This window comes from Pseudonocardia sp. WMMC193 (assembly GCF_021728735.1).
Taxonomy (GTDB): Bacteria; Actinomycetota; Actinomycetes; order Mycobacteriales; family Pseudonocardiaceae; genus Pseudonocardia; species Pseudonocardia oroxyli.
The window spans coordinates 2,316,823-2,342,249 of record NZ_JAKKDO010000003.1; the positions used below are offsets into that span (position 1 = coordinate 2,316,823).

Below are 25,427 nucleotides of genomic sequence, written 5' to 3' on the forward strand. Positions count from 1 at the left end.
GCATCCATCGACCCCCGTCGATACAGTCCGGGCCCGAAGGATCGATGCTCATCGATGGAGGAGTCATGGCCGAGCTGCCGGTGGTGGTCGTGGGGGCGGGCCCGGTGGGGCTCGCCGCCGCAGCGCACCTCGTCGAACGCGGGTCGACCCCGCTGGTCCTCGAAGCCGGGGAGCGGGCGGGTGCGGCGGTGCGGCAGTGGCACCACGTGCGCCTGTTCTCCCGGTGGGCCGAGCTGGTCGACCCGGCCGCGGAGAGGCTGCTCGCGTCGACGGGGTGGCAGGCCCCGGACCCGGACTACCACCCGACCGGGCAGGAGTGGGCGGCCCGCTACCTGCAGCCCCTCGCCGAGGTCCTCGGAGACCGGGTCCGCTTCGGCGCGCGCGTCGTCGGTGTGGCGCGGCGTGGTCGGGACCGGGTCGTCGACGCGGGCCGCGACCGCGAGCCGCTGACGGTGCACCTCGCGGACGAGCGGATCACCGCCCGCGCGGTCGTCGACGCCTCCGGGACCTGGAGCGGCCCGAACCCGCTGGGCGGGGACGGGCTGCCCGCGATCGGGGAGCGCGCCGCGGCGGCACACATCGGCTACCGGGTTCCCGACCTCGACGACCCCGCCGTGCGGAGCCGGTTCGCGGGCGAGCGGATCGCGGTGGCCGGGAGCGGGCACTCGGCGCTGACCGCGCTGGTGGCGTTCGCCGAGCTCGCCACCGCCGAGCCGGGCACGCACGTGACCTGGCTGCTGCGCCGCGGCCGGGTCGGAGACGCCTTCGGCGGCGGGGACGCCGACCAGCTCCCCGCCCGCGGAGCGCTGGGCCGGCGCGCCGCCGCCGCCGTCGAGGCCGGGCACGTCCGCATCGTGACCGGGTTCCGCACCCGCGCCGTCGAGGCCGCCGCGGACGGACTCGTCCTGGTCGCCGACGACGGGCGCCGCCTCGACCCGGTGGCGGAGGTCGTGGCCCTGACCGGGTTCCGTCCGGACCTGTCGTGGCTCTCGGAGGTGCGCCTGGATCTCGACCCGGTGCTGCAGGCACCCCGCGCGCTGGCGCCGCTCGTCGACCCGAACGTGCATTCGTGCGGCACGGTGTCTCCGCACGGGGCGCGGGAGTTGACGCAGCCCGAGCCGGGGGTGTTCCTGGTCGGTATGAAGTCCTACGGCCGCGCGCCGACGTTCCTCGCGATGACCGGCTACGAGCAGGTCCGCTCCGTCGTCGCCGCGATCGACGGGGACCAGGCCGCGGCCGGTCGCGTCGAGCTGGTCCTCCCCGAGACCGGGGTCTGCGGGGGCGCCGGGGTGGTCGACGACCCGGCGGGCGCCGCGGACGGAGGCTGCTGTGGCGCCCCCGTCGAGCCGGTCGCGGTCGGTGTCGGGCGCCCGCAGGACTGAGCAGGTGCCGCCGGCGAGCGTCGCGTCGCTGACCGTCGGTGGTCTGCGGCGGGTGCTCCTCGTGCTCTGCGCGACCGAGATCGTCAGTTGGGGTGTCCTCTACTACGCCTTCCCCGTCCTCGCGCCGTCGATCTCCGCCGACACGGGCTGGCCGGTCTCGACGGTCACGGCCGCCTTCTCGACGGGCCTCGTCGTGTCGGCGCTGGTGGGGATCTGGTCCGGGCGGCTGCTGGACCGGATCGGGCCGCGGCCGGTGATGACGGTCGGGTCGGCGCTGGCCGCGCCCGCCGTCGTCGGGATCGGATGGGCACCCACGCTGCCGCTGTTCTTCGCCGCGTGGACCCTCGCCGGGGTCGCCATGGCCGGGACCCTCTATCCGCCCGCCTTCGCCGCACTGACCCGCTGGTGGGGACCTCGACGGGTGCGGGCGCTGACCGTGGTGACGCTGCTGGGCGGGCTGGCGAGCACGATCTTCGCCCCGCTGACCGCGGCCCTGCTCGGCCACCTCGGGTGGCGCGACACCTACCTCGTCCTGGCGATCGTCCTCGCCGTGACCACCCTCCCCGGGCACGCCCTCGGGCTGCGCGGACGGTGGCCCGAGCACCACGAGACGGGCGAGCCCGCGCCTCGGCACGCGCCGCGGGAGATCGTGCGCAGCCGCGCGTTCGCACTGCTGGTGGCGGCGATCACGCTGGGCACCTTCAGTGCCTTCGCCGTGGTGGTCAACCAGGTCCCGCTGTTCCTCGAACGCGGCCTGTCCACCACGACCGCGGCCTGGGTGCTGGGCCTCGGCGGGGTGGGGCAGGTGTGCGGACGGCTCGGCTACGGCCGCCTCGACCGGACCCTGGGCGTGCGGGCCCGCGGCGTCGGCATCCTGGCCGTGTCCGCACTGGCGACCGCGCTGCTGGCCCTGGTCCCCGGCCCCACCGGGCTGCTGACCGCCGTCGCGATGCTCGCCGGCGCCGCCCGCGGGATCTTCACCCTGCTGCAGGCCACCGCCATCAGCGACCGCTGGGGTGCCGCGCACTACGGGCGGCTCAACGGGCTGCTCTCCGCCCCGTCGATGATCGCCACCGCCGTCGCCCCGTGGGCCGGCGCCGCCCTGGCCGCGACCCTGGGCGGCTACACCGCGGTGTTCTGGCTGCTCGCCGCCGTCGCCGCGACCGCCGCCGCGTTCGCGGTCGGCAGCATCCCGCCCCGGGTGGCCGCTGCGCGCTGAGCAGGCCGTCTCGCCCGTCCTCGAGGTCACCGGCCCCCGCGTCGACCCGCTGCTTCGACATCCATGAAGATAGACGTGTGTCGAAGTCCGTACCGGTGTCCCTGCCGTTGCTAGTCACCTCCGCGGCCACGCACGCCGCACTGAGCGCCGACGAGGCGGCCGAACTGGCCGCCGTCTTCAAGGCCCTCGGCGACCCGGTCCGGCTGCGCCTGCTGTCCCTGATCGCCGCCCACGACGGCGGCGAGGCCTGCGTGTGCGATCTGACCGGCGCGTTCGACCTGACCGGCCCCACCATCAGCCACCACCTCAAGGTGCTGCGCACCGCGGGCCTGATCACCGGGGAGCGGCGCGGGACCTGGATCTACTACCGCGTCCGGCCCGCCGTCATCGGCAGGCTCGCCCACGTCCTGGTCCCCACCGACACCCCACTCGCCAGCACCTGCGCACCCGAGGACGCCCCCGCATGACCACCACGAACGACCCCGACGCACCCGTCGCACAGCGACTGTCCACACTCGACCGCTTCCTGCCGGTCTGGATCCTCGCCGCCATGGCGATCGGGCTCGGCGCCGGACGACTCGTCCCCGGCCTGGGCGCAGCGCTCGACGCCATCACCGTCGACGGCGTCTCGCTGCCCATCGCCCTCGGGCTGCTGATCATGATGTACCCGGTGCTGGCCAAGGTCCGCTACGACCGGCTGGACACCGTCACCGGGGACCGCCGCCTGCTGATCTCCTCGCTGGTCCTCAACTGGGTGCTCGGGCCCGCGCTGATGTTCGCCCTGGCCTGGCTGATGCTCCCCGATCTGCCCGAGTACCGCACCGGCCTGATCATCGTCGGCCTGGCCCGCTGCATCGCCATGGTCGTCATCTGGAACGACCTCGCGTGTGGTGACCGCGAAGCCGCCGCCGTCCTGGTGGCGATCAACTCGGTGTTCCAGGTCGTCGCGTTCGCCGGACTCGGCTGGTTCTACCTCTCCGTGCTCCCCGGGTGGCTGGGCCTCCCCCGGGCCGACCTCGACGTCTCCGCCTGGCAGATCGCCCGGTCCGTCCTGATCTTCCTCGGGATCCCCCTGGTCGCCGGCTACCTGACCCGCCGGTTCGGGGAGAAGGCCAAGGGCCGCACGTGGTACGAGGAGAGGTTCATCCCCCGGATCGGGCCGTTCGCGCTCTACGGGCTGCTGTTCACCATCGTCGTCCTCTTCGCCCTCCAGGGCGAGGCGATCACCTCGCAACCCCTCGACGTCGCGCGGATCGCGCTGCCGCTGCTGGCCTACTTCGCGCTCATGTGGTTCGGATCCCTCGCCCTCGCGAAGGCCGTCGGGCTGGGCTACGAGCGCTCCGCCACGCTGGCGTTCACCGCCGCGGGCAACAACTTCGAGCTCGCCATCGCCGTCGCCATCGCGACCTTCGGCGTGACGTCGGGCCAGGCCCTCGCCGGCGTCGTCGGCCCACTGATCGAGGTACCCGTGCTCGTCGGCCTGGTCTACGTCTCCCTCGCCCTGCGTCGCCGCTGGTGGCCGACCCGTCACGGAGCCCGCTGATGCCCGCCGTTCCCGAGGTCCTGTTCGTCTGCGTGCACAACGCCGGCCGCTCCCAGATGGCCGCCGCGCTGCTCCAGCACCACGCCCACGGCGCGGTCGCCGTCCGCTCCGCAGGCTCCGAACCTGCCGAGACCATCAACCCCGCCGTGCGCGAGGTCATGGCCGAGATCGGCATCGACCTCACCCACGAGGTCCCCACAAGGCTCACCACCGACGCCGTCGAGGCCTCGGACGTCGTCATCACCATGGGCTGCGGGGACGCCTGCCCGGTCTTCCCCGGCAAGCGCTACCTCGACTGGGCCCTCACCGACCCCGCCGGAAGGCCCGTCGACGAGGTCCGCCCGATCCGCGACGACATCGACCGCCGCGTCCGCGCGCTGCTCGCCGAGCTCGTGCCGCAGGTCGACGCGCGGACGCGATGACCGTGGCGGGCCTGCGACTCAGGGGCCGAAGGCCCTGAGCGTGGCATCGACGAGCGAGTCGGCGTACTGCGCGGTCAGCGGGCCGGAGCGGTGCAGCCAGCGCTGGAACAGCGGCGCGTAGAGCACCTCCAGGACCAGGTCGAGGTCGACGTCCGCGGCGAGCTGGCCGGCCCGCTGGGCGCTGCGCAGGCGTTCCTTCTTGGCCTCGTCGACGGGCTTGGCGAGCCTCTCGCGGTACTGGGCGGCCAGGTCGGGATCGTTGACGATCTCGCCGGTGAGCGCCCGGATCGGCTTCTCGAACTCGGGGTCGGCGAACTCGGCGGCGGTCGCGCGCAGGACCGTCTTGAGATCGGCCTCGATGTCGCCGGTGTCGGGCAGCGCCACGCCCGGCCCCGACGCGCCCTCGCTCAGGGCCAGGAACGCGTCGAAGATCACCGCGCCCTTGGACGGCCACCAGCGGTAGATGGTCTGCTTGCCGACGCCCGCCCGGGCCGCGATGGTCTCGATCGCGATCTTGCCGTACCCGACCTCGGAGACCAGCGCGCGGGTGGCCTCCAGGATCGCGTGCCGGGACCGTTCACTGCGCCGAGAGGGCTCCGGCGTCCTGGCATCGGGCATGGCGACACGCTACCCGGACAACGAGACGGACCGGTTCGTTTTGACAGGGCGGAGCCCGGAGACCTACGGTAACGACGAGACGAGACGGTTCGTCTCGTTTGAGGAAGGTGCAGACATGACCCCTGCCAGAGGATGGTTGATCACCGGCGCGTCCCGCGGGCTGGGCAGGGCCTTCGCCGAGGCGGTCCTGGCCACCGGGGACCGCGTGGTGGCCTGCGCCCGCGACGTGGCGCCGCTGGCGGACCTGCAGGCGGAGTACCCGCACACCCTGATCCCGCTCGTCCTGGACGTCTCCGACCGCAGCGCGGTGAGGGATGCCGTGGACCGCGCGGTGGCCGCCCTCGGCCGGCTCGACGTCGTGGTCAACAACGCGGGCGGGCTGCTCTACGGGATGGTCGAGGAGGCCACGGAGGACCAGATCCGGGCACATCTGGACGTCAACTTCTTCGGCGCCGTGTGGGTGTCGCAAGCCGTCCTGCCCCATCTGCGCGCACAGGGGTCCGGACGAATCCTGCAGGTGACCTCGATGGGCGCGGCCGGCGGGATGGCGTCCGTCGGGTTCTACGGCGCGGGCAAGGCGGCACTGGACACCGTCAGTGAGGCGCTGGCGATGGAGGTCGAGCGGTTCGGCGTCACGGTCACCATCGTGGAGATGGGCGGCTACGACACCGAGCTGTTCACCAAGGGCATCACGGCGACGGGAACCCTGCCGCACTACGACGCCCTGCGCGCCGAACTGGCCGAGATGTGGGGCGAGGACTCGGGCCCGGCACCGGAGACGGCCGTCCCGGTCGTCATGGAGCTGGCCACACTGCCCGACCCGCCCCGGCGACTCATCGTCGGCAGCCGGTCCTACGACCAGGTCCAGGAGCTGCGCCGCGCCCGAGACGAGCTCTACCGGGCATGGGAGCCGCTCAGCCGTCAGGCCCCCGGCTGACCGGGACCCGGAGGGGGCCCGCCCACGGTCACGGACCGCTCGAGACCCGCCCGGTACTCCCGGTTCAGCGACCTGCGCGGGTACCGCCACCCGGGGTGCGCGGCCGTCCCCGGTCCTCTCCCCGGACCGCGACTCCCGACACCGCGGCGTGTCATGCGCCCGGCGCATCGTCGGTCCGCATCCCCCGGACTTCACACCCTCGCGTCGGTGGCCGAGACTGGGGGTCCCGGCGCGAGGCCCGTCTCCTGTGTGGACCCGGCAGGCGCCGACACCACCGGACAAGGAGTGATGTGGCCGACGAGCCCGCTGCACCGAGCCTCGCCGAGGCCGTCGAGGACCCCCTGCCGCCGGTCGTGCGCGGCCCGGCGTGGCTGTTCTGCCCGGGTGACCGCCCGGAGCGCTACGCCAAGGCGGCCGCCGTGGCGGACATGGTGGTCCTCGACCTCGAGGACGCGGTCGGCCCGGGCGCCAAGGACGGGGCACGGTCGGCGGTCGTCGCCGGTCTGGACGCGCTGGACCCGACCGGTGTGCTGGTGCGGATCAACGCACCGGGGACCCCCTGGCACGACGACGACCTCGCCGCCCTGGCCGCCCGTCCGGACGTCCCGGTGATGCTGCCGATGACGGCCCGGGCCGCGGACGTCGTCGCGCTCGCGCCCCGGCCCGTCGTCGCGCTGTGCGAGACCGCGGCCGGGGTGCTCGCCGCACCGGAGATCGCGGCCGCCCCGAACTGTGTCGGGATCATGTGGGGCAGCGAGGACCTGCGGGCCGACCTCGGCGGCCGCAGCGCCCGGACCGCGGCAGGCGGGTACCGGCCCGCCCTGGCCGAGGCCCGCACCCGCGTCCTGTACGCGGCCCGGGCCGCCGGGGTGATGCCGGTCGACACCGTCCTGGTCGACATCGCCGACCTCGACCGGCTGCGCTCCGACACCGCGGACGCCGTCGCGGACGGCTACGCGGCCAAGGCCTGCGTCCATCCCAGCCAGGTCGCGGTGGTGCGGGAGGCCTTCCGCCCGACGCCGACGGAGGTCGCCGACGCCCAGGCGGTGCTCGCCGCCGCCGAACGGCACACCGCCGGCGTCTTCGCCCTCGACGGTCGGATGGTCGACGCTCCGGTGCTCGCCCACGCCCGCGAGGTCCTCCGCCAGGCGAGCCACGCCCCCGGCTCCTGACCACGAGCAGGGCGCCTCAGCTCGGGGGCTCGGTGTGCCGGGCCCGCACGAACTCCCGGAACCGGCGGGCCGCGGGCGTCGGGGTGCCGTGGGCGGCCACGATCATCCCGACCGCCCGCGAGGCCCCGCGATCGGCGATCGCCACGTCCCGCACCCCGGGCAGCACCGCGTCCCCCGGGCGCGGCGCCGGCACGATCGCGACACCCAGCCCGGCCGCGACCAGCGAGCGCACCGTGACGAGCTCGGTGGCCTCCATGACCACCCGGGGCAACACACCCGCCGCCGCGCAGAGCCGGTCCGCGACCTGCCGCAGCCCGTACAGCCGCTCGAGCGCGACGAACTGCTCCTGAGCCAGCTCCTCCACCGCGACCGACTCCCGCTCGGCCAGCGGGTGGGCCTCGGGCACCAGCAGCCCCAGCCGTTCGTCGCCCAGCTCGGTCCACAGCAGGTCGTCACCGGCCGGGCGCGGGCTGGTGAAGGCCACGTCGAGACTGCCGGCCCGCACGCCGTCGACCACGGTGTCGGCCGCGCCGCCGCTGAGCCGGAACGCCACCCCCGGGGACTCGGCGCGGTAGCCGGCGAGCAGGCCGGGCAGCAGCCAGCCGCCGAAGGAGTGCAGGAAGCCGACCGAGAGCGTGCCGCGCCCCGGATCGGCCAGCGCGGCGATCCGCTGCTCGGCCGCGGAGATCTCCGACAGGGCCCGCAGCGCGTGCGCGCGCAGGATCTCGCCGTACTCGTTGAGCCGCAGCCGGTTGTGGGCGCGGTCGAACAGCGGCACCCCGAGCCTGCGCTCGAGCCGGGCGACCGCGCGGGACAGCGTCGACTGCGCCACGTTGAGGTGCTCGGCCGCCTCGGTGACGTGCTCCCGCTCGGCGAGCAGCGTGAACCAGCCCAGCTCCCGGATCTCCATGCTGCAATTATGCGCGACGCGCATCGTCGGTCCGCGAAGCGTTCATTTCACACGGGCGCCGGGCGCCGCGATCCTGGCTGCCGGGCGATCGCCCACCGCCTCGTCGCCGAACCCACGATGCCGAACCCACGATGGAGTGGCCCATGAGAACCTCCGCACCACCGCCCACCACGCCGGGCCCGCTGGCCGGGCTCGTCGTCGTCAGCCTCGAGCAGGCCGTCGCGGCCCCGTTCGCGACCCGCCAGCTCGCCGACCTCGGCGCCCGCGTCATCAAGATCGAGCGACCCGGTCGCGGCGACCTCGCCCGGCACTACGACACCACCGTGCGCGGGATGTCCAGCCACTTCGTCTGGCTCAACCGCGGCAAGGAGAGCGTCGAGCTCGACGTCCGCTCGGCCGCGGGGAACCGGACACTGCACGAGCTGGTCGGCCGGGCCGACGTGGTGGTGCAGAACCTCGCACCCGGCGCCGCCGACCGGCTCGGCCTCGAGCCCGCCACCCTCACCGCCCGGCACCCGCGCCTGGTCGTCTGCGGCGTCTCGGGCTACGGCACGGGCGGCGAGTACGGCACCCGCAAGGCCTACGACCTGCTGATCCAGTGCGAGGCCGGGCTCGTCTCGCTCACCGGCGGACCGGAGGAGCCTGCGAAGGTCGGGATCTCGATCGCCGACATCGCGTCGGGCATGTACGCCTACTCCGGGATCCTCACGGCGCTGCTCGACCGCGGCCGGACCGGGCGGGGGACCGCCTTCGAGGTGTCCATGCTCGAGGCGCTCGGCGAGTGGATGGGCTACGCCGAGTACTTCACGCGCTACGGCGGCACGGCGCCGCTGCGCGCGGGCGCCAGCCACGCCACCATCGCCCCGTACGGCCCGTTCACCGCGGGCGACGGCACGGTCGTGAACCTCGGGCTGCAGAACGAGCACGAGTGGGAGGCGTTCTGCCGGGTCGTGCTGCAGCAGCCCGCGCTGGCCGCGGACCCGCGGTTCGCGGGCAACGCGCAGCGGGTGGCCCGCCGCGCCGAGCTCGACGCGCTGATCGCGGAGGTCGCCGCGACCCTGACCGGGGAGGAGCTCGTCGCCCGGCTGGAGGCGGCGCCCATCGCCTACGCGCGCCAACGCACCATGGCCGAGTTCGCCGACCACCCCCAGCTGCGCGCCCGGGAACGGTGGGCCGAGTTCGACAGCCCGGTCGGCCCGTTGACCGGGCTCGTGCCGCCGGTGCGGCTGCCGGGCACCGACCCCGCGCTCCGCCCGGTGCCCGCGCTGGGTGAGCACACCGAGAGCGTGCTCGCCTGGCTCGCCGAGACACCGGAACAGGCCGAGCAGCCGGTCCCGGCCCGGGCGCGGTGACGGCATGACGACGATCGAGATCATCGGCGTTCTCGGGCTCGCCGCCGTCTTCCTGCTGTCGGCCCTGCGGGGCCTGAACATGGGCGTGCTCGCCCTCGTCGCGGCGTTCCTCGTGGGCAGCGTCCTGGTCGGGAGCCGGCCCAAGGAGGTGCTCGCCGCCTTCCCCGGCGACCTGTTCGTGGTGCTGCTCGCCGTGACGTTCCTGTTCGGGATGGCCCGGACGAACGGCACCGTCGACTGGCTGGTGCGGTCCACGGTCCGCTTGAGCGGCAACCGGATCGGGCTGGTGCCGTGGGTGCTGTTCCTGCTGACGACCGTGCTGTGCGCGGCGGGCGCCGCCTCGCCCGCGGCCGTGGCGATCGTCGCCCCGATCGGCATCACCTTCGCCGTGCGGCACGGCATCACCCCCATCTACGCGGGCCTGATGGCGGTCAACGGCGCCGCGGCGGGGAGCTTCTCCCCCACCGGGATCCTCGGCGGCATCGTGCACGGCACCTTGGCGGCCAACGGCCTGCAGGTCGACGCCGCCGCCCTGTTCGCCGGCACGTTCGCGCTCAACCTGGTGGCCGCCCTCGCCACCTGGGCGATCTTCGGACGCCGGCGCACAGCCCCGGCCCCCGGCGCGGCCCCCACCGCCGACGACGACACGTCCCCCGGCGAGGGCCCCGTCCCCGGCGCGGCCCCGGCGGGCGGCGGCACGGGCCGCACGGCGACGCTCGTCGCGGCCCCGACCGCAGGCCGCCTCGAGGTGGAGCAGCTGGTCACCCTGGTCGGCCTCGCGGCCCTGGTGGTGGGCACGATCGGCTTCCGCCTGGACACCGGCTTCACGGCGCTGACCATCGCCGCCGTGCTGGCGCTGATCTTCCGCACCACCGCCAAGGAGGCGACGAGTCAGATCGCGTGGCCGGTGATCCTGCTGGTCTGCGGCATCGTCACCTACATCGGCGTGCTGGAGGACGTCGGCGTCGTCGACTCGCTGGGCGCCATGATCGTCGGGATTGGCACGCCGCTGGTCGCGGCGCTGGTGATCTGCTACATCGGCGGGGTCGTCTCGGCGTTCGCGTCCACGACCGGCATCCTCGGCGCGCTGGTCCCGCTGTCGGTGCCGTTCCTGGGCTCCGGGGCGCTCCCGGTGACCGGGGTGGTCATCGCGCTGGCCGCCGCGTCCACCATCGTGGACGCGAGCCCGTTCTCCACCAACGGCGCCCTCGTCATCGCCAACGCGCCCGACGCCCTGCGCCCGCAGACCTACCGCGCGATGCTCCTGTGGGGCCTCGGGGTCTGCCTCCTCGCGCCGGTCGCCGCCTGGCTCGCGTTCGTCGTCCTCTGACGCCGTCTCGACCCCGAAGGAGACTCCCATGACCGACCTCGCCACCCAGGGATCGCTCGCCGCGGCCGTCGCGGACTGGCACCCGCCGACCGTCGAGCTCACCCGCCGGGTCGATCCCTGGCCCGCCGCGGCCTTCGCCGACCTGGTCGAGACCGACCCGCCCGCCCTCGACGACGGTGCGCCGCTGCCTCCGCTGTGGCACTGGTTCCTGCTGTTGGCCCATCCGCGCACCTCGGAGATCGGCGAGGACGGCCACCCGGCCGACGGACCGTTCCTGCCGCCGATCCCGGGCAGGCGGCGCATGATCGCCGGCGGCCGGTTCACCCGGCACCGGCCCATCCCGTTCGGGTCCGTCCTGACCAGCCGGTCCGCGGTGAGCGCCGTGGTCCCGCGGTCGGGGCGGACCGGGGAGATGCTGTTCGTGACGGTGCGCAGCGAGCTCACCGTCGACGGCGACCCCGCGGTGGCGGCCGTCGAGGAGCAGGACGTGGTCTACCGCTCCGAGCCCGAGGGCACCGAGCGGCGGACCATGGCACGTCCGGAGGGCGGCCGACCGGAGCCCGCCGCCGCCTGGCGCCTGCGGCTGCCCACCGACTCGGTCCTGCTCTCCCGCTTCAGCGCGCTGACCTACAACGGCCACCGCATCCACCACGACGTCCCGTACGTCACCGCCGTGGAGGGGTACCCGGACCTGGTGATCCACGGCCCGCTGATGGCGCTGCTCGGCCTGGAGCTGCCCCGGCGGCACGCCCCGCAGGAGCAGGTCGAGAGCGTCTCCTACCGGCTGTCCCGTCCGGCCTTCGTCCCGTCCCCGCTGGTCGCGACCGGCGACCGGGAGGGCGACACCGCGACGGTCGCGGTCGCCGCCGAGGGCGTCGAGCCGTCGCTGACCGCGCAGGTGCGGCTCCGCTGACCCACGCCGGCTCGGGAGCGCCCCGCTGCGCGGACAGCGCACCCGGGCCTGCGGCGTCTCGTAGAGTCGGATCCGTGGACGAGAGTCTGACCGCCGCCGACACGGGGCGGCTCGGAGGATGATCCTGCCCCCGGTGCGCGACCCCAGGATGGTCACCGTCCGCCGCGGCGGCACGCTCACCGACGCCGACCACCACCTGCTCGCCCTGTGGGCCGCGGAGTGCGCCGAGCACGTCCTCCCCCTGTTCGACTCGGACGATCCGCGGCCGCGGGCGGCGCTCGCCGCGGTGCGGGCGTGGACGTGCGGGGAACTGTCCATGTGGGACACCCGCTCGGCGGGCGGACACGCCATGGGGGCGGCCCGGGACCTGCGCGGGGCACCCCGCTTCGCCGCCTACGCGGCGGGACAGGCGGCGTGCGTGGCGCACGTCGCCGAGCACGACCTCGGCGCCGCCGCCTACGCGATCAAGGCCGTGCGGGCGGCGTCGGGGGTGGAGGCGGGCAGGCGCGAATGCCTGTGGCAGCGCGGCAGGCTCCCCGCGCCGGTCCAGGAGCTCGTCCTCGAGGACCAGCAACGGCGCAACGCCCTCTGCTGGTCCGTGTTCGAGTGACGGCCGGGGCCGGGAGGTGTGCCGCGGCGCTGCTCGGGAGGCCGCGCTGGACGTCATGGTCGCCCGGCTCGACCGGGGTGCCGTCTGGGGCTCAGTGAAGGGCCGAGCGGACTAGCACAGGTGTGCTAGTTTGCGTTCGTGGCCCAGGTGAACCCGCAGGAGCGGCGGCGCGAGATCGTCGAGGCGGTGTGGCGTCTCCTGGAGAAGGGCGGCGTCGAGGCGGCGTCGGTGCGCGGTGTGGTCGCCGAGACCGGGCTGTCGTCCGGGTCGATCCGGTTCTTCTTCTCCACCCAGGCCGGGCTGCACGAGTTCGCGATGACCGGCCTCGCCGAGCGGGTACGGGAGCGCATCCTTCGCCTCGCGACGGAGCCCGACCTCGGGCGGCGGGCGGTGGCGATGGTGAGCGAGCTGATGCCGCTGCGCGAGGACACCGAGCGGGAGCTGGGCGTCTGGATGGCGTTCGTCGCCAGGGCCCGCCACGCCCCGGGTCTGGCTCGCATCGTGGCCGAGCAGGCCACCGCGATCCGGGAGTTCCTGACCACGGTGGTCACCGACCTGGTGGCGGCGGGGCTCAGACCACCCGCCACCGACATCGAAGCCGAGGTGACCCACCTCAACGCCGTCGTCGACGGGCTGACCTTCGAGCTGCTGACCGCGCCCGACCTGATCAGCCGCGACCAGGCCACCGCCGCCCTGCGCCGGGCGCTGCTGTCGTGATCGCGGCGATCATCGGCGCCGAGGTCGCGTTCTGGGCACTCCTGCTCGCCGGGCTGGCGCTGCGCTACCTCGCCCGCGCCCGGCGGCTGAGCACCGTCGTGCTCGCCGGGGTGCCCCTCGTCGACCTCGCCCTGCTGGTCCTCGTCGCGGTCGACGTACTGAACGGCGCCCCGCCGACACGGCCGCACGCGTTCGCGGCCCTGTACCTGGGCATCACCGTGGCGTTCGGCCACCACATCGTGCAGCGCACCGACACCTGGTTCCGGTACCGGTTCGCGGGCGGACCGGCACCGACCAGGCCGCCCAAGGGATCGACCGAGGAGGTGCGCGCCCTCTGGCGTGAATGGTTCCGCGTGCTGCTCGCCGCGGCGATCGGCGCGGCCTGCCTGCTCGTCATGATCGGACTCGAGGGTGGGCCCGCTCCCGCCGATGTCGAGGACGCCGCAGGCCATCCCTACTGGGCCACCCTGCTGCTCCTCCCCATCGTCACCGGGGTGTGGTTCCTCGCAGGCCCCGCCTTCGCCGGGCGCGGCGACCCCACCCGCGATCGCTGAGGCGCGTGGTTGTTTGCTACCCAAACCTCAGATTAGTCTGCCCTCATGAAGCGAATCCTCGGAGCGGTGGCGCTCCTGCTGGTGCTGGCCGGGTGTGCCGGCACACCCGCTCCGACCGAGCAACCCCAGGCCCCCGCCGCCGCGTTCCCGGTCACCGTGCAGCACGCACTCGGATCCACCACGATCCCCCAGCAACCCACCCGGGTGTTCACCCTCGGCCCGTCGGACGCGGACGTCGTCCTGGCACTCGGCGTGACCCCCGTCGGCATCCACAGCCGCTACGGCTTCGAACGCGGCGTCGGCCCCTGGGCCGAGGACAAACTGGGCACGGCCACCCCCACCGTGACCACCGGCCGCGTCCTGCCCCTCGAAGCCATCGCCGCGGCCAAACCCGACCTCATCATCAACGTCGCCTCCAGCGGCGACAAAGACGAGTACGACACCCTGTCGCGGATCGCCCCCACCATCGCCCTCCCCGTCGGCGCGCAGCCCTACGCGCCCAAGTGGCAGGACGCGACGCGGCTGATCGCCCAAGCGCTGGGCAAGCCCGCCGAAGGCGACACGCTCGTCGCGGACACCGAGACCTACCTGAACGGGGTCGCCTCGGCCAACCCCACCTTCCGCGGCAAGACCGCCACCTACCTCGACGTCATGGCCGGCGAGGTCTACGTCGGCGGCAACCAGGCCACCGTCGTCACCACACTCAAAGAACTCGGCTTCACCGACACCCCCTACGTGGCATCGCTTCCCCCGGCCGACACCCAGTCACCCCTCTCCGCCGAGCTCCTCCCCCAGATCGACTCCGACATCCTCGTCGTCTACGGCTTCGGCGCCAACCAAGCCGACACCCTCGCCTCCAACGCCGGACTCGCCAACCTGGGCGCGGTCAAGGCCGACCACGCCTACTTCATGCCGGACCTCGCCCTCTCCTCACCCTCGGTCCTGTCCATCCCCTACGGCGTCAACGCCATGTTGCCCTTCCTCAAGACCGCGACGGGCTGATCGCGCTCTCCGGACCCAGACCACGCGCGGACGGATCGGTCGGCAGGTCGTCCAGCCTGCCGACCATCCCGTCCACCAACGCCTCCACCGTCCACCGGAACAACGCGCTGGGCTCCCCCGGATCAGGCTGCCAGCGGCGGCTCAACGCGTTGTCCGCCGCCGCCAGCGTGAACGACACCACCCGGCTGAGCAGCACGTACGCCTGGTCGGCCGAGAACTGCGGGGCCAACGCCCGGAACCCCGCGATGCTGGCGTCGAACACCCGCAACGTCTCCGGGTGGTAGGGACCGTCGAGCAGATACCGCTCGATCCCCGGATGCCGGGCCGCCAGCTGCCAGGTCTGCTCCGCCACCTCCACCAGGTGCGCCCGCCAGTCCGTCCCCTCCAGCCGGAACTGGAAGGTCGCATGCGCCCGCGCCGCCGCCAGCGAGTACAGCTCCTCCCGAGACCCGACATAGCGATACAGCGCCATGTCGGTCACCCCGAGCTCCCGGCTCACCCCCGCCATGCTGAACCGGTCCAAACCCTGGGCGATGGCGGTCTCCAGGATGCGGTCGCGGTTGAGCACGAGGCGAACGGTACCCGGCCGCGGAGGGAGCGAGCGCAGGGCGAGCACTGAACTGCGGAGATGCTCCAGCAGCGCCGCCGCGGTCGCCTCGGCCGCCTGGCGCGAGGAGTCGACGACGGGCAGGTCCGGGCAGGCCCGGGCGAGGTTCTCGGCCTCCCGCAGCGCACGGTCGAGGACCGCCCGCCGCGTCGGCGCGGGCGCACCGCGGAGCTCGTCGCCCGCCAGCAGCGCGGACGAACCCCGCGCCCGGCTCTCGACCCGCCGCGCCAGCGCGTCCGGGTCGGCGGCGAGCCGGATCAGGGTGCCCGCCCCCTCCCCGAACGGCGGCCGGGCGAGCACCGGATCGCGCGAGACCAGCAGGGCGACGGTCGCGCCCGCCCGTTGGTACCCGTGGAGGAGGATCGAGATCTGGGCCCGCACGAACGCGTCGGAGGGCCGGGGGTGCACGAACCCGAGCTGCTGGGCGTCGACGAAGGCCGCGGGACGACCCTCCTGCCAGAGCGTCCGCAGCGCGTGCCATCCCGCGGTGGACTTGCCCACCGCCGTCGGCCCGATCACCCCGGCGACGGGGATCGACGGCGGCGGACCCGTCGGCACCTCCCCCGCTCCCGGCGCCGCGATCAGGCACCGACCGAGCAGCCCGGCCACGGTCTGCGCGGGGGTGTGGTCCGTCGTGTCGACCGGCTCACCGATCCCCGTCCGGTCGAGGAGCCGGGCGTAGCGCTGCAACTCGTCCAGCAGCTCGGGCGAGGATCCACGCCCGAGGAACCGTCCGCGGAGGACGTCGTCACGGCAGGACAACCGCACCAGGTCGAGAGGCACGCCGTCGAGCGGGGGCCCGGCCCGCAGGTGGTGGTCGATCCCGCGCTCGGGGTCGACGACTCCCGAGACGATCGTCTGCCGCACGCCCGCCCGGCGCAGACCGTGGAGCAGCGGGACCAGGTTGTCGGTCGTGATCCGATGGCTCCGGTCGCCGCCGCCCGGCGGCGGACCGAGGAGGCCGAGCTGGTCGATGTCGAGGTAGGCGACGCTCCCACCACGGGAGGCGACGGCCTCGAACAGCCCCCAGCCGACTGTGGACTTGCCGATGCCGGGGGCTCCGGTGACCCACAGCGTGGGCATGGTGTCAGCCATGCGCGGCCGCCGTCCGGCGGAGCCCGATGATCACGAGGATCCCCCACAGCCCGGACGACGGGTCCGGGGCACGTCGTCGGTGGTCGCACACCACCGTAGGCGCGCCGCCGGGGTCTCGCGCTGGGTTTTCCCGAGGCCCCACGACGACGCCGACGGGTCACCCGGTGGCCACGGCCCGGTCGTAGGCGGCCCGGGCGGAGATGATCTGTTCCTGGTGGGTCTCGGTCCAGGCCACCAGGGGCTTGATGGTGTCGTGCAGCGTGCAGCCCAGGCCGGTGAGCGAGTAGTCGACGCGCGGCGGAACGGTGGCGTGCACGTAGCGGTGGACCAGGCCGTCTCGTTCGAGCTGGCGCAGGGTGACGGTGAGCATCCGCTGGCTGACCCCGTCGATCTCCTTCTTCAGCTCCGTGAAGCGCATGGTCCGGCGCTCCAGCAGGGCGATGACCAGCAGGGACCACTTGTCCGCGATCCGGTCGAGGATCTGGCGGACCTCGCAGTTCTGGCGGGCGTCCCACTGGAACGGGTCGTCGTCGGTCACCGCGCAGGAACCGGGTTCTTCCGAAGTGCCGTCTTCCATGGCTCTGGATGGTGACGCACGATGCGGTCGGTATCAAGAAGTAACTCATGGGGGAACCGATGACCGCGACCGACCGCCTGTCCGCCCGGGCCTGGGCCCTGCTGCTCGTGCTGTCCGGGGCGATCTTCCTGGAGGGGGTCGACATCTCGATGATGGGCGTCGCCCTCCCGTCGATGCGCGCCGACCTCGGGCTGAGCACCGGGGAGCTGCAGTGGGTCGTGAGCTCCTACGTGCTGGGCTACGGCGGGTTCGTGCTGCTCGGCGGCCGCGCCGCGGACCTGCTCGGGCGCCGCCGGATGTTCCTGGTGATGCTGGGGGTGTTCGTCGTGTTCTCCGGGCTGGGCGGGGTGGCGACGGAGGGCTGGATGCTCGTCGCCGCCCGCTTCGTGACGGGCGTCGCCGCGGCGTTCACCGCCCCCGCGGGCCTGTCGATCATCACCACCACGTACGCCCGCGGGCCCGCCCGGGACCGGGCGGTGCTGGTGTACGCGGGCGCGGCGGCAGGCGGGTTCTCGCTCGGGATGGTGGTGGGCGGGCTGCTCACGGCGCTGCACTGGCGCTGGGTGTTCTTCGCACCGGTGGTGCTGGCGACCGTGATCCTGGCGGCGGCGGCCGCGGTGGTCCCTCGTGACGGCGGTGCGCGCCGGGCGGGTGCGCGGTTCGACCTGGTGGGCACGCTCCTGCTCACCGTCGGGATGTCGCTGCTGATCCTGACCGTGGTGCACGCGCCCGAGGTGCCGCTCGCCATCAGCCTGCTCACCGGCGCCGGCGCGGTCGCGGGGTTGGTCGCGTTCCTCGCCGTCGAGCGGCGTCGACCGGAGCCGCTGCTGCGGCTGGGGATCCTGCGCGTGCCGGGCGTGGCCCGGGCGAACCTCGGAGCCATGGCCCTGGTCGGCTCCTTCATGGCGTTCCAGTTCTCCGCGGTCCTGTTCCTGCAGGAGCAGCTGGGCTGGTCCTCGATCGAGACGGGCCTGCTGCTGGCCATCGGCGGGCTGGACGCGGTCCTCGCCCCGACACTCGCCCCGCCGCTGGTCCGCCGCGTCGGCAACGGGAGGGTCCTGGTCGCGGGGCTCGGGCTCGCCGCCGTCGGGTACCTCGGGTTCCTGCCGCTCGACGGCACGGTCTCCCTGATGGCGGCCGGGCTGCTGGCGATCAGCGTGGCGTTCGCCCTGGCCTACGGGCCCCTCACCCTCGTCGGCACCGACCGCGCCGAGGAGTCCGAGCAGGGGCTGGCCGGTGGTCTCATGACCATGTCCTTCCAGTTCGGAGGGGCGATCGGCCTCGCGGTCGCGACCGCCGCGGTGGTGAGCACGGACCTCCGGGCCGGGGTCGTGGTCGCGGTGGCACTGGCGGTCGCCGGCGTGGCGGTGACGGCTCCGCTCGCCCGACACGGGGCGGCCGAGCCGGCGGGGGTGGCCCGGGCGGCGCGATGACCTCGGGGGCGTCACCGCGCGGGAACGGGGTGGCGGAGGCTCAGCGGCTCCGGCGTGAGTGCGGCGAGGAAGTCCTCGGCGTCGAACCGGGCCCCCGGCGCCCAGACCCCGCCCGGCCGGTCCCGCCCCAGCCGCAGGGCGGCTTCGACGACCAGGGGCGCCGTCACGGCGTAGATGTCCCGGCCGGACGCGCTGATCCGCCGACCGCCGGCGTCGACCTCGACGGTGAACCGCTGCGCGGACCGCCCGAGGTCGTCCACCGCCTCGGGGGCGGGCGTGGCCGGGTCCCGGAGGTCCGCGAGCGGCGCGGTGGTGAGGAACGTCCGCACGGAGCGGACCGGGAGGTGGTCGGCGATCAGGACCGTCTCGGAGAAGGGGTGCGCGACGACCTCCTGGGCGCCGAGCGGCTCCGGGAAGTGCCAGGTGCGGACCTCGGGCTCGGCGTCGGCCGGCGCGAGCGCACCGTCGGTCACCACCAGCCGAGGTGCGGTGGTGCGTCGTCCGGTGATCCGGGTCCCGGCGGTGGGCCACCACCGGTCGATCCCGATGGCCACCGTGACGTCGTCGCCGCGCCGGTCGCCGACGGCCGCGGTCGCCAGCAGGTCGGCCAGCCCCCCGAAGAACGACATGGCGGGCACCACGCTCACCCCCGCCGCGCGCGCCGTCGCGCCCAGCTCCGCAGCCAGGGCGCGGACGGGGGCCTGCTCGGCCGACACGTCGAGGTAGTGGGCACCCGCCCGGACCGCGGCCGCCGCCACGGGGACGGCGGTGTCCAGGAACGGACCGGCCACGTTGATCACCGCGTCGGCGCCCGCGAAGGCGGCGGCCAGCGCCGTCGGGTCGCCGGTCGCGGCGGGGCGGGCCTCGAGTCCGGTCGCGGCCAGGCGCGTGGCGTCACGGCCGGAGACGACGGGCTCGACGCCGCGGCGCAGCAGCTCGGCGACGACGAACCGTCCGGTGTGGCCGTAGGCGCCGTAGACCGCGACGCGGGGTGTGGTGATCGACATGCGCCCAGCGTCCCCGGACCGCGCCGACACGACGAGCGTCCGATCCGACCACTACCGCATACTTTCCGACATGCACCGCGTCGTCCTGGCCGTCCACGCCCACACCATGCTGCTGGAGCTGGCCATCGCCGCCGAGGTCTTCGGGGTCGACCGGTCCGACCTCACCGCGGACGGCCGCTGGTACGGCCTCGCGGCGTGGACGCCCGACGGCCGCCCCACCCCCTGGCTGCCCGACGTCCCGACCTGCACCCTCGACGACCTGCGCGCCGCCGACACGATCGTCGTCCCCTCGACCGACGATCCCGCCGCGGACACCGATCCCGCGCTGCGGGCCGCGTTGCGCGCCGCGCACGAGCGGGGCACCCGGATCGCCGCACTCTGCACGGGTGCGTTCGTCCTCGCCGACGCCGGCCTGCTCGACGGGCGCGCGGCGGCCACGCACTGGATGCACGCCGAGGACCTCGCCCGCGCGCACCCGCGGGTCGAGGTGCGACCCGACGTCCTCTACGTCGACGAGGGCCTCGTGCTGACCTCGGCGGGCAAGATGGCGGCCCTGGACCTGTGCGTCCATCTCGTCCGCGAGGACTTCGGAGCGGCGGCGGCCAACGGGCTGGTCCGCAGGCTCGTCGGCCCCGGGCACCGCCCCGGCGGCCAGGCGCAGTACGCCACCCGCCCGAGCCTGCCCCGCACGACCGACGGGCTCGCCGGTGCCCTCGCCTGGGCCCGGGACCGTCTCGACCAACCGGTCACCGTCGAGTCCCTGGCCCGCCGGGCGGGCCTGAGCAGCCGACAGCTCGCCCGACGCATGCACGCCGAGCTGGGGCTGCGCCCGCTGGACTGGCTGCACCGCGAACGGATCTCGCTGGCCCAGGAGCTCCTCGAGTCCTCGGACGCGACGATCGAGCAGATCGCCGCCCGCTGCGGCCTCGGCACCGCGGCCACGCTGCGCCGACACTTCCGGCGCACGGTGGGGGCCAGCCCCACCACCTACCGGGCCACGTTCGGCCGGGCGGCGGGTCGCTCGGCGTAGGGACGGTTCCGCGTCGGGCGAAACCACCGCACCGACGGGCCGTCGGTGGCTAGCGTCCGGTCTCATGACGACGATCACGAGACGGACGGTCGAGTATCCGGCGGACGGGTTGACCATGGTGGGTCATCTGGCGCTGCCGTCGGGCCACGACCGCCGACCGGCGGTCCTGCTCGGCCCCGAGGGCACCGGGATCAGCGAGGTGCAGCGGCGCCGAGCCGACGCGCTGGCCGAGCGGGGCTACGTGGCCTTCGCCTTCGACATCCACGGCGGACGCTGGTTCCGCGACCCCGAGGAGATGCTCGCGCGTTGCCTGCCGCTGCTCGCCGACCCGGACCGCCTCCGCGAGATCGGGACCGCGGCGCGGGACGTCGTCCTCGCCGAGGACCGCACGGACCCGGAGCGGATCGCCGCGATCGGGTACGGCACCGGCGGTGCGGTCGCGCTCGAGCTCGGTCGGGCCGGTGTGCCGCTGCAGGCGATCGGGACGATCAACGGGTTGATCACCGGCAGGCCGGGCGAGGCCGCCCACATCCGCTGCCCCGTGTGGGCGGGCGTGGGATCGGAGGACCCGATCCAGCCCGCCGCGCAACGCGACGCGTTCGCCGCCGAGATGCAGGACGCGGGCGTGGACTGGCGGCTGACGATCTACGGCGGGGCGGAGCACGCGTTCCACCACCCGTTGGACGAGCTGCCCGACCAGGTGCTGCTCCCCGGCGTCGGGTACCACGAGAAGCACGCGGCGCGAGCCTGGCGGGACGTCCTCGGTCTGCTCAGCGAGTGTCTCCCCTTGTCGAACTAGGGCGCGTCTTCGGCTAACACTGTTAGCCTGACCGGATGGACGCACCTCTCCCGGCCACCCCCGGGCATCGGGTCAGACGGCTCGGCTGGACGCTGCTCGCCCTCGTCCTCGCCGCGTTCACGGTCTTCGAGTCGGTCAAGTACGGGCTGCCCGTGATCGCCGCGGCGGTCGCGGGCCTCGTGGTGCCCGACCTTCCTCGTGTCCTCGGTCTGCGCAGGCTCGGCGACTGGGCGGCGCGACCGTGGGGGCCCGTCGTCCTGCTCCTGGTGGGCGCCCTGGTCGACGGGGTACCGCTGGTGGTCTTCGTCGTCGGTCTCGGCTGGAGCACCCGCATCGCGACCCAGCGCGTCCTGCACCCATGACCCGGCGCGAGGAGGTCGTCGACGCCGCCGAACGGATCCTCGAGGCGGAGGGGCCGACGAGCCTGACGATGCGCAGGCTCGGCGCGGAGCTGCAGATGCGGGCTCCGTCTCTCTACAAGCACGTCACCGGGAAGGACGACATCGAGGCGGCTCTGCAGGAACGGGCGCTCCGCAGCCAGGCCGAGGCCCTGGGTCCGTACACAGACCTCCCCGGCATGGCGCAGGCCTACCGCCGCTGGGCGTCGGCGCACCCTCGGCTCTACGAGCTCACCGCCCGGCGGCGGCTCCGGCGCGACCGGCTGCCCGACGGCGTCGAGGACGCGGCCGGAGCCCCCCTCCTCGCCGCTGTCGGTGGGGACGTCCCCGTCGCGCGGGCGGTCTGGGCCTTCGCCCACGGCCTCGTGGACCTCGAGCTCGCCGACCGGTTCCCGGAGGACGCCGACCTGGACGAGGTGTGGCGCGTCGGCATCGCCGCGTTCGTCCCGAGTGGACAGACCGGCGACGGAGGAGACACCGCAGCGGGTGCCGGGATCACCGACCGTCCGCCCCCGGAGGACGACCCGCCGGGGCGCCACTCGTAGCGCTTCCCCGGAGGGCGCGGGTGTCCTCCTCGTACGCCGCTCGGACCTGGTGGACCGGTCGTGCGGGGCGCGGGCCGCCGCCTAAACGGCATGACGGTCGAGCGCGGTGCTGCCAGGCTGACCGGATGACGGCGTTGACGACCATGGCACGCGTGACCGGTTGGGCCTGCATCGCGATCGGGGGGATCCAGCTGGTCGGTGGCGCGCGCGGCGAACCCGGTATGACCGGTGACGCGACCGTGGACTCGCACGTCCGCTTCATGGGACCCGTCTTCGCGGGCTACGGCGTGGGGTGGCTGGACGCGGCGGCGGCCGAGAAACCCGACCTGAACCGGATGCGGCTGCTCGCCGGGCTCATGGCCGTCGGCGGCCTCGGGCGCCTCGCGACGCGTGCGACCCTCGGTCGCCCCCACCGCTTCCACGACGTGCTGCTCGCCGTGGAGTTGGCGGCGCCGGTCGTGACGGAGGTGCTGGGTCGGCGCGCTACCCCACCGTCGCCGGCGTTCCGCCGGTGACGGCGACCAGTTCGTCGAAGGTCGTGGGGAAGACGGCGTGGGCGATCCCACCGGCGGCCCAGACCTCCGGGTAGTGCCGCAGGGCGACGTCGACCAGGGTGCGGACCGGCGCCGGGTGCCCGACGGGCGCGACCCCGCCGATGGCCTGCCCCGTCGCGGCCGTGACGAACTCCGGGGTGCCCCGCCGGACGACCTCGGCGCCGACCAGCGCCGCGACCGTCGCCGTGTCGACCCGGTGGGCGCCGGAGGTCAGGACGAGCAGGGGCTCCCCGTCCGCGGCGAAGACCAGCGAGTTCGCGATGGCGCCCACCTCGACCCCCAGCGCGGCCGCCGCCGCGGCCGCGGTGCGGACCGCGTCCGGCAGGACCTGCAGGCGGCCGATCCGCTCCTCGTCCGCCCCGCCCGCGCGCAGGTCGGCGAGCACGCGCTGCACCTTCGGATGATCCATGTCGGGCATGTCGACCAGCCAACCATCGTCGGGTCCGGGGCGCGGAACCGCCTCCGCTCAGCTCCGGGCGCTGACGAAGCGCCCGTCGACCAGCAGCGGGACCGACGCGCTCGCATCGAGCTCGGCGGCGGTGTCCACGTCGTTCGCGAAGCCGATCCCGTCGAGCTCACGGCCGCTCGCACAGTCGTGCAGAGCCGTCTCGACGTCCGCGCCGACCGCGTCGAAGGCCGCGGCGGCCGCGCGCGCCTCCGGGGATGCCGTCCAGCCCTCCCGGATCAGCACGCTGAGCAGACCGCCCGCACCCCACAGGTCCTCGACGGCGGGCCGGAGACTGCCGTCCGGCCACCGCTCGCCGGCGGCGACGACGGCCACCCGCAGGTCGGGGTTCTCGGCGCGCCTGCGGCGGAGCCACGCCGCGGCCGCAGCGCGGTTGCGCAGACTCACCCCGGCGACGAGCGGGACGGCGTCGGCGAGGAGGGCGCTGATCGTCGAGCCGTTGGGCGAGGGCAGGACCAGGCGCGGCAGGTCGGCGGCGGCCCGGATCGTGGCCGGGGACAGGCTCACGCCGCCCTGGGACCGGCCGCCTGCGAGCACCGCGTCGTGGTCCGCGGCGAACCGGACGGCGGACTCGTCCCGCCAGCGGTAGGGGTGGACGACGGTGCCGCGGTCCGCCGCGACCGTGAGGGTCGTCGTGAAGCTCAGGACGTCGACGACCACGGCGACGTCGACCTCCGAGGCGATCTCGGCCGCGCCCGTCGGGCCCCAGTCGAGACGCAGGGCGTAGCCGGCTTGGCGATACGGGGATGTCACGAGCTCGCTCCTCGGGAGAGAGGGACGGTTTCTTCGAGGCGCCGTGAATACTCGTGCCCGGTCGGGGTGGTCGTGGTGAGCACCATTCCTTCTCTCCGGACCGCCCACCCGTCGTTCTCTTTCACGAGATTGTGGAACTCACACGTTCCGCGACCGTTCGCCGCACTGGTCGGACCACCACGAGAATGCGGCACGATATGGTCGAGATGGCGGATCGGGGCATCACAATACGGTTCGGCACACACCCCACCGTCCCGCGCCCGGATCACCTCCGCCACCACCCCCGTGAACACACGCCGCCGAGACTCCACACCCACCACCACCCCCTCACGAGTGAACAGACGCCGCCACGAACGCCGACCCTCCCCATGAGCGAGGACCTCTGGCGGGAGCGGGCCGTAACCGGGAACCTCACCCAACAGCGGCGCACCCGGCTCCAGCAGCGACTCGACCGGCACCAGCACCTGCACCTCCACATCCACCTCCCCGGCCCGGGCCCGCCCGGTCACCCGCTCCACCACCGTGTCGGCCATGATCTGCCCGCGCGTCCGTGTGACCGGCTCCGACGCCACGAACACCTGACGCACCGCCTTGTCCAACGCCGCATAACAGCCCACGGCCTGCTCGACCGGAAGCCGCACCCGCAGATCGGCCATGCCGTCCCCCACCGGCCGGACACTGACGAAACGACCACGCCGCGCCTGCCGCACCCGCTCGAGTGCCTTCTCCGGAGCGACCCGACCGGCGATCCGCCGGGCCAGGTCACCGAGCCGCCGCTCCCCCAACCCCTCCCAACCACGGCGTGCCAACTCCGCATCGACCGCAGCACGCTCGCGCTCGTCGAGGTGCCCGGTCGCCCGCACGATCGCCGCGACCTTCCGCTCCCCCAACTCCCCCGCCACGAACGCCTCCCGCACCCGACCCAACCCCGCATGCAGATCACGCGCCATCCGCACCCGCCGCCGCCCCTCCCCCGGCCCGACACGACACGCCAACCCCACCTGCGCCGCCACCTCCCGCTCGATCCGCTCCAGATCCGGCACCACCAACGCCAGGGCAGGCTCCGAGCCTGGCCCTGGGCCCGACTCCAGGACACGAGCAGGGTCGGAGGAGCCGCCCGAGTCGGAGCCGCCCGAGTCGGAGCCGCCCGAGTCGGAGCCGCTCTGGTCGAGCTCGACGGGGACCGCCTGCAGCGGCGCGCCGGCCGCGTCCAACCGCGCACCGACCTCCGCCCGCGCGAACGCGTACACCGCCTCCAGACGCGCGGCCGAAAGGATCGCGACCGCCTGATCCAGCCGCGAGATGCGCTCGATGAGTTCTGCCGGAGATTCCGCCTCGTACTCTGAGGACATCATTTCCGACACCCACGCCACCCATTCCTCCCGCGACTGCGGGGAGGTGACGAATCGAGTCTCGGACATGCCCACAGAATACCGGATCCACGCGCCCCATATCGAACACCTGTTCGAACCGATTTCCTGC

At 74.2% G+C, this 25,427-nt stretch carries 28 protein-coding genes; 20 read left to right on the forward strand and 8 right to left on the reverse strand.

Going from position 1 to position 25,427, the window contains the following annotated elements; all coding sequences use genetic code 11:
• Positions 1-65 precede the first annotated feature (65 nt).
• The 5 genes from L3X23_RS12415 (at position 66) to L3X23_RS12435 (ending at position 4,566) form a co-directional block, all read left to right on the forward strand.
• Positions 66-1,382 carry an FAD-dependent oxidoreductase gene (locus tag L3X23_RS12415; RefSeq protein WP_237192381.1) on the forward strand — a complete coding sequence of 439 codons (1,317 nt, stop codon included), beginning with the start codon at positions 66-68 and terminating at the stop codon, positions 1,380-1,382.
• A 4-nt stretch (positions 1,383-1,386) separates the two neighbouring features.
• Positions 1,387-2,601 carry an MFS transporter gene (locus L3X23_RS12420; RefSeq protein ID WP_237192382.1) on the forward strand — a complete coding sequence of 405 codons (1,215 nt, stop codon included), beginning with the start codon at positions 1,387-1,389 and terminating at the stop codon, positions 2,599-2,601.
• Positions 2,602-2,696: 95 nt separating this feature from the next.
• A complete protein-coding gene (locus L3X23_RS12425; protein ID WP_237198005.1) occupies positions 2,697-3,068 on the forward strand; it encodes a helix-turn-helix transcriptional regulator in 372 nt (123 codons plus the stop codon).
• Positions 3,065-4,144, forward strand: a complete 1,080-nt coding sequence (gene arsB, locus L3X23_RS12430) for an ACR3 family arsenite efflux transporter (RefSeq protein ID WP_237192383.1) — start codon at positions 3,065-3,067, stop codon at positions 4,142-4,144. The genes L3X23_RS12425 and arsB overlap by 4 nt, the downstream gene beginning before the upstream one ends.
• Entirely contained in the window at positions 4,144-4,566 is a 423-nt protein-coding gene (locus tag L3X23_RS12435; RefSeq protein ID WP_237192384.1) for an arsenate reductase ArsC, read from the forward strand. Before arsB ends, L3X23_RS12435 begins: the two co-directional genes overlap by 1 nt.
• A gap of 18 nt (positions 4,567-4,584) precedes the next feature.
• On the opposite strand, the gene L3X23_RS12440 is transcribed toward L3X23_RS12435, so the two are convergent.
• A complete protein-coding gene (locus L3X23_RS12440) occupies positions 4,585-5,184 on the reverse strand; it encodes a TetR/AcrR family transcriptional regulator (protein WP_237192385.1) in 600 nt (199 codons plus the stop codon).
• Positions 5,185-5,299: 115 nt separating this feature from the next.
• On the opposite strand from L3X23_RS12440, the gene L3X23_RS12445 reads away from it, so the two are divergent.
• A complete protein-coding gene (locus L3X23_RS12445) occupies positions 5,300-6,121 on the forward strand; it encodes an SDR family NAD(P)-dependent oxidoreductase (RefSeq protein ID WP_237192386.1) in 822 nt (273 codons plus the stop codon).
• Between the two features lie 290 nt (positions 6,122-6,411).
• On the forward strand, positions 6,412-7,293 hold the full coding sequence (locus L3X23_RS12450; RefSeq protein ID WP_237192387.1) for a CoA ester lyase: 882 nt from the start codon (positions 6,412-6,414) through the stop codon (positions 7,291-7,293).
• 16 nt (positions 7,294-7,309) lie between these two features.
• Here L3X23_RS12450 and L3X23_RS12455 read toward each other — a convergent pair whose 3' ends face one another.
• Positions 7,310-8,203: a LysR family transcriptional regulator gene (locus L3X23_RS12455; protein WP_237192388.1), complete on the reverse strand. Its 894-nt coding sequence runs from the start codon at positions 8,201-8,203 to the stop codon at positions 7,310-7,312.
• A 143-nt stretch (positions 8,204-8,346) separates the two neighbouring features.
• Here L3X23_RS12455 and L3X23_RS12460 point away from each other — a divergent pair, with 143 nt between their 5' ends.
• The 7 genes from L3X23_RS12460 to L3X23_RS12490 all read left to right on the forward strand — a co-directional run bounded on the left by L3X23_RS12460 (position 8,347) and on the right by L3X23_RS12490 (position 14,681).
• Positions 8,347-9,555 carry a CaiB/BaiF CoA-transferase family protein gene (locus L3X23_RS12460; protein WP_237192389.1) on the forward strand — a complete coding sequence of 403 codons (1,209 nt, stop codon included), beginning with the start codon at positions 8,347-8,349 and terminating at the stop codon, positions 9,553-9,555.
• A gap of 4 nt (positions 9,556-9,559) precedes the next feature.
• On the forward strand, positions 9,560-10,885 hold the full coding sequence (locus L3X23_RS12465) for an SLC13 family permease (RefSeq protein WP_237192390.1): 1,326 nt from the start codon (positions 9,560-9,562) through the stop codon (positions 10,883-10,885).
• A 28-nt stretch (positions 10,886-10,913) separates the two neighbouring features.
• A complete protein-coding gene (locus L3X23_RS12470; protein ID WP_237192391.1) occupies positions 10,914-11,798 on the forward strand; it encodes a MaoC family dehydratase N-terminal domain-containing protein in 885 nt (294 codons plus the stop codon).
• A 133-nt stretch (positions 11,799-11,931) separates the two neighbouring features.
• The gene (locus tag L3X23_RS12475) at positions 11,932-12,408 is read left to right on the forward strand and encodes a putative immunity protein (RefSeq protein ID WP_237192392.1); all 477 of its coding nucleotides are present in this window, start codon (positions 11,932-11,934) and stop codon (positions 12,406-12,408) included.
• 138 nt (positions 12,409-12,546) lie between these two features.
• Positions 12,547-13,125 carry a TetR/AcrR family transcriptional regulator gene (locus L3X23_RS36125; RefSeq protein WP_237192393.1) on the forward strand — a complete coding sequence of 193 codons (579 nt, stop codon included), beginning with the start codon at positions 12,547-12,549 and terminating at the stop codon, positions 13,123-13,125.
• Positions 13,122-13,679 (forward strand): hypothetical protein, encoded by a 558-nt coding sequence (locus L3X23_RS12485; protein WP_237192394.1) that lies wholly within the window; start codon positions 13,122-13,124, stop codon positions 13,677-13,679. Before L3X23_RS36125 ends, L3X23_RS12485 begins: the two co-directional genes overlap by 4 nt.
• A 45-nt stretch (positions 13,680-13,724) precedes the next feature.
• Positions 13,725-14,681, forward strand: coding sequence for an iron-siderophore ABC transporter substrate-binding protein (locus L3X23_RS12490; RefSeq protein ID WP_237192395.1), 957 nt, complete (start codon positions 13,725-13,727; stop codon positions 14,679-14,681).
• On the opposite strand, the gene L3X23_RS12495 is transcribed toward L3X23_RS12490, so the two are convergent.
• Entirely contained in the window at positions 14,662-16,383 is a 1,722-nt protein-coding gene (locus L3X23_RS12495; protein ID WP_237192396.1) for a TetR family transcriptional regulator, read from the reverse strand. The genes L3X23_RS12490 and L3X23_RS12495 overlap by 20 nt on opposite strands.
• A gap of 157 nt (positions 16,384-16,540) precedes the next feature.
• Positions 16,541-16,960: a helix-turn-helix domain-containing protein gene (locus L3X23_RS12500; protein ID WP_237192397.1), complete on the reverse strand. Its 420-nt coding sequence runs from the start codon at positions 16,958-16,960 to the stop codon at positions 16,541-16,543.
• 59 nt (positions 16,961-17,019) lie between these two features.
• Between L3X23_RS12500 and L3X23_RS12505 the strand changes: the two genes are divergently transcribed.
• Positions 17,020-18,393 (forward strand): MFS transporter, encoded by a 1,374-nt coding sequence (locus tag L3X23_RS12505; protein ID WP_237192398.1) that lies wholly within the window; start codon positions 17,020-17,022, stop codon positions 18,391-18,393.
• Between the two features lie 11 nt (positions 18,394-18,404).
• On the opposite strand, the gene L3X23_RS12510 is transcribed toward L3X23_RS12505, so the two are convergent.
• Positions 18,405-19,400, reverse strand: coding sequence for a saccharopine dehydrogenase NADP-binding domain-containing protein (locus tag L3X23_RS12510; RefSeq protein ID WP_237192399.1), 996 nt, complete (start codon positions 19,398-19,400; stop codon positions 18,405-18,407).
• 70 nt (positions 19,401-19,470) lie between these two features.
• Between L3X23_RS12510 and L3X23_RS12515 the strand changes: the two genes are divergently transcribed.
• From L3X23_RS12515 to L3X23_RS12535, 5 genes are all read left to right on the forward strand, one after another.
• The gene (locus L3X23_RS12515) at positions 19,471-20,430 is read left to right on the forward strand and encodes a GlxA family transcriptional regulator (protein WP_237192400.1); all 960 of its coding nucleotides are present in this window, start codon (positions 19,471-19,473) and stop codon (positions 20,428-20,430) included.
• A gap of 64 nt (positions 20,431-20,494) precedes the next feature.
• The gene (locus L3X23_RS12520) at positions 20,495-21,229 is read left to right on the forward strand and encodes a dienelactone hydrolase family protein (RefSeq protein ID WP_237192401.1); all 735 of its coding nucleotides are present in this window, start codon (positions 20,495-20,497) and stop codon (positions 21,227-21,229) included.
• 35 nt (positions 21,230-21,264) lie between these two features.
• A complete protein-coding gene (locus tag L3X23_RS12525; protein ID WP_237192402.1) occupies positions 21,265-21,591 on the forward strand; it encodes a hypothetical protein in 327 nt (108 codons plus the stop codon).
• Positions 21,588-22,172 (forward strand): TetR/AcrR family transcriptional regulator, encoded by a 585-nt coding sequence (locus L3X23_RS12530; RefSeq protein ID WP_237192403.1) that lies wholly within the window; start codon positions 21,588-21,590, stop codon positions 22,170-22,172. The genes L3X23_RS12525 and L3X23_RS12530 overlap by 4 nt, the downstream gene beginning before the upstream one ends.
• A 125-nt stretch (positions 22,173-22,297) precedes the next feature.
• Positions 22,298-22,687, forward strand: coding sequence for a DUF4345 domain-containing protein (locus L3X23_RS12535; protein ID WP_237192404.1), 390 nt, complete (start codon positions 22,298-22,300; stop codon positions 22,685-22,687).
• On the opposite strand, the gene L3X23_RS12540 is transcribed toward L3X23_RS12535, so the two are convergent.
• Genes L3X23_RS12540 through L3X23_RS12550 form a run of 3 tightly spaced genes read right to left on the reverse strand, consistent with a single transcriptional unit; the run spans position 22,656 to position 25,366 of the window.
• On the reverse strand, positions 22,656-23,144 hold the full coding sequence (locus L3X23_RS12540; protein WP_237192405.1) for a YbaK/EbsC family protein: 489 nt from the start codon (positions 23,142-23,144) through the stop codon (positions 22,656-22,658). The two genes, L3X23_RS12535 and L3X23_RS12540, sit on opposite strands and share 32 nt — an antisense overlap.
• Before the next feature lie 48 nt (positions 23,145-23,192).
• Positions 23,193-23,945, reverse strand: a complete 753-nt coding sequence (locus L3X23_RS12545; RefSeq protein WP_237192406.1) for a 2-phosphosulfolactate phosphatase — start codon at positions 23,943-23,945, stop codon at positions 23,193-23,195.
• Positions 23,942-25,366 (reverse strand): HNH endonuclease signature motif containing protein, encoded by a 1,425-nt coding sequence (locus L3X23_RS12550; protein WP_237192407.1) that lies wholly within the window; start codon positions 25,364-25,366, stop codon positions 23,942-23,944. Before L3X23_RS12550 ends, L3X23_RS12545 begins: the two co-directional genes overlap by 4 nt.
• Positions 25,367-25,427 lie beyond the last annotated feature (61 nt).

Coding starts and splice junctions, on each gene's coding strand:
- arsB (WP_237192383.1), top strand. CDS start 3,065: ATGACCACCACGAACGACCCCGACGCACCCGTCGCACAGCGACTGTCC.
- L3X23_RS12440 (WP_237192385.1), bottom strand. CDS start 5,184: ATGCCCGATGCCAGGACGCCGGAGCCCTCTCGGCGCAGTGAACGGTCC.
- L3X23_RS12490 (WP_237192395.1), top strand. CDS start 13,725: ATGAAGCGAATCCTCGGAGCGGTGGCGCTCCTGCTGGTGCTGGCCGGG.
- L3X23_RS12460 (WP_237192389.1), top strand. CDS start 8,347: ATGAGAACCTCCGCACCACCGCCCACCACGCCGGGCCCGCTGGCCGGG.
- L3X23_RS12520 (WP_237192401.1), top strand. CDS start 20,495: ATGACGACGATCACGAGACGGACGGTCGAGTATCCGGCGGACGGGTTG.
- L3X23_RS12515 (WP_237192400.1), top strand. CDS start 19,471: ATGCACCGCGTCGTCCTGGCCGTCCACGCCCACACCATGCTGCTGGAG.
- L3X23_RS12500 (WP_237192397.1), bottom strand. CDS start 16,960: ATGGAAGACGGCACTTCGGAAGAACCCGGTTCCTGCGCGGTGACCGAC.
- L3X23_RS12455 (WP_237192388.1), bottom strand. CDS start 8,203: ATGGAGATCCGGGAGCTGGGCTGGTTCACGCTGCTCGCCGAGCGGGAG.
- L3X23_RS12495 (WP_237192396.1), bottom strand. CDS start 16,383: ATGGCTGACACCATGCCCACGCTGTGGGTCACCGGAGCCCCCGGCATC.
- L3X23_RS12510 (WP_237192399.1), bottom strand. CDS start 19,400: ATGTCGATCACCACACCCCGCGTCGCGGTCTACGGCGCCTACGGCCAC.
- L3X23_RS12415 (WP_237192381.1), top strand. CDS start 66: ATGGCCGAGCTGCCGGTGGTGGTCGTGGGGGCGGGCCCGGTGGGGCTC.
- L3X23_RS12535 (WP_237192404.1), top strand. CDS start 22,298: ATGACGGCGTTGACGACCATGGCACGCGTGACCGGTTGGGCCTGCATC.
- L3X23_RS12530 (WP_237192403.1), top strand. CDS start 21,588: ATGACCCGGCGCGAGGAGGTCGTCGACGCCGCCGAACGGATCCTCGAG.
- L3X23_RS12435 (WP_237192384.1), top strand. CDS start 4,144: ATGCCCGCCGTTCCCGAGGTCCTGTTCGTCTGCGTGCACAACGCCGGC.
- L3X23_RS12540 (WP_237192405.1), bottom strand. CDS start 23,144: ATGCCCGACATGGATCATCCGAAGGTGCAGCGCGTGCTCGCCGACCTG.
- L3X23_RS12445 (WP_237192386.1), top strand. CDS start 5,300: ATGACCCCTGCCAGAGGATGGTTGATCACCGGCGCGTCCCGCGGGCTG.
- L3X23_RS12550 (WP_237192407.1), bottom strand. CDS start 25,366: ATGTCCGAGACTCGATTCGTCACCTCCCCGCAGTCGCGGGAGGAATGG.
- L3X23_RS12465 (WP_237192390.1), top strand. CDS start 9,560: ATGACGACGATCGAGATCATCGGCGTTCTCGGGCTCGCCGCCGTCTTC.
- L3X23_RS12525 (WP_237192402.1), top strand. CDS start 21,265: ATGGACGCACCTCTCCCGGCCACCCCCGGGCATCGGGTCAGACGGCTC.
- L3X23_RS12505 (WP_237192398.1), top strand. CDS start 17,020: ATGACCGCGACCGACCGCCTGTCCGCCCGGGCCTGGGCCCTGCTGCTC.
- L3X23_RS12470 (WP_237192391.1), top strand. CDS start 10,914: ATGACCGACCTCGCCACCCAGGGATCGCTCGCCGCGGCCGTCGCGGAC.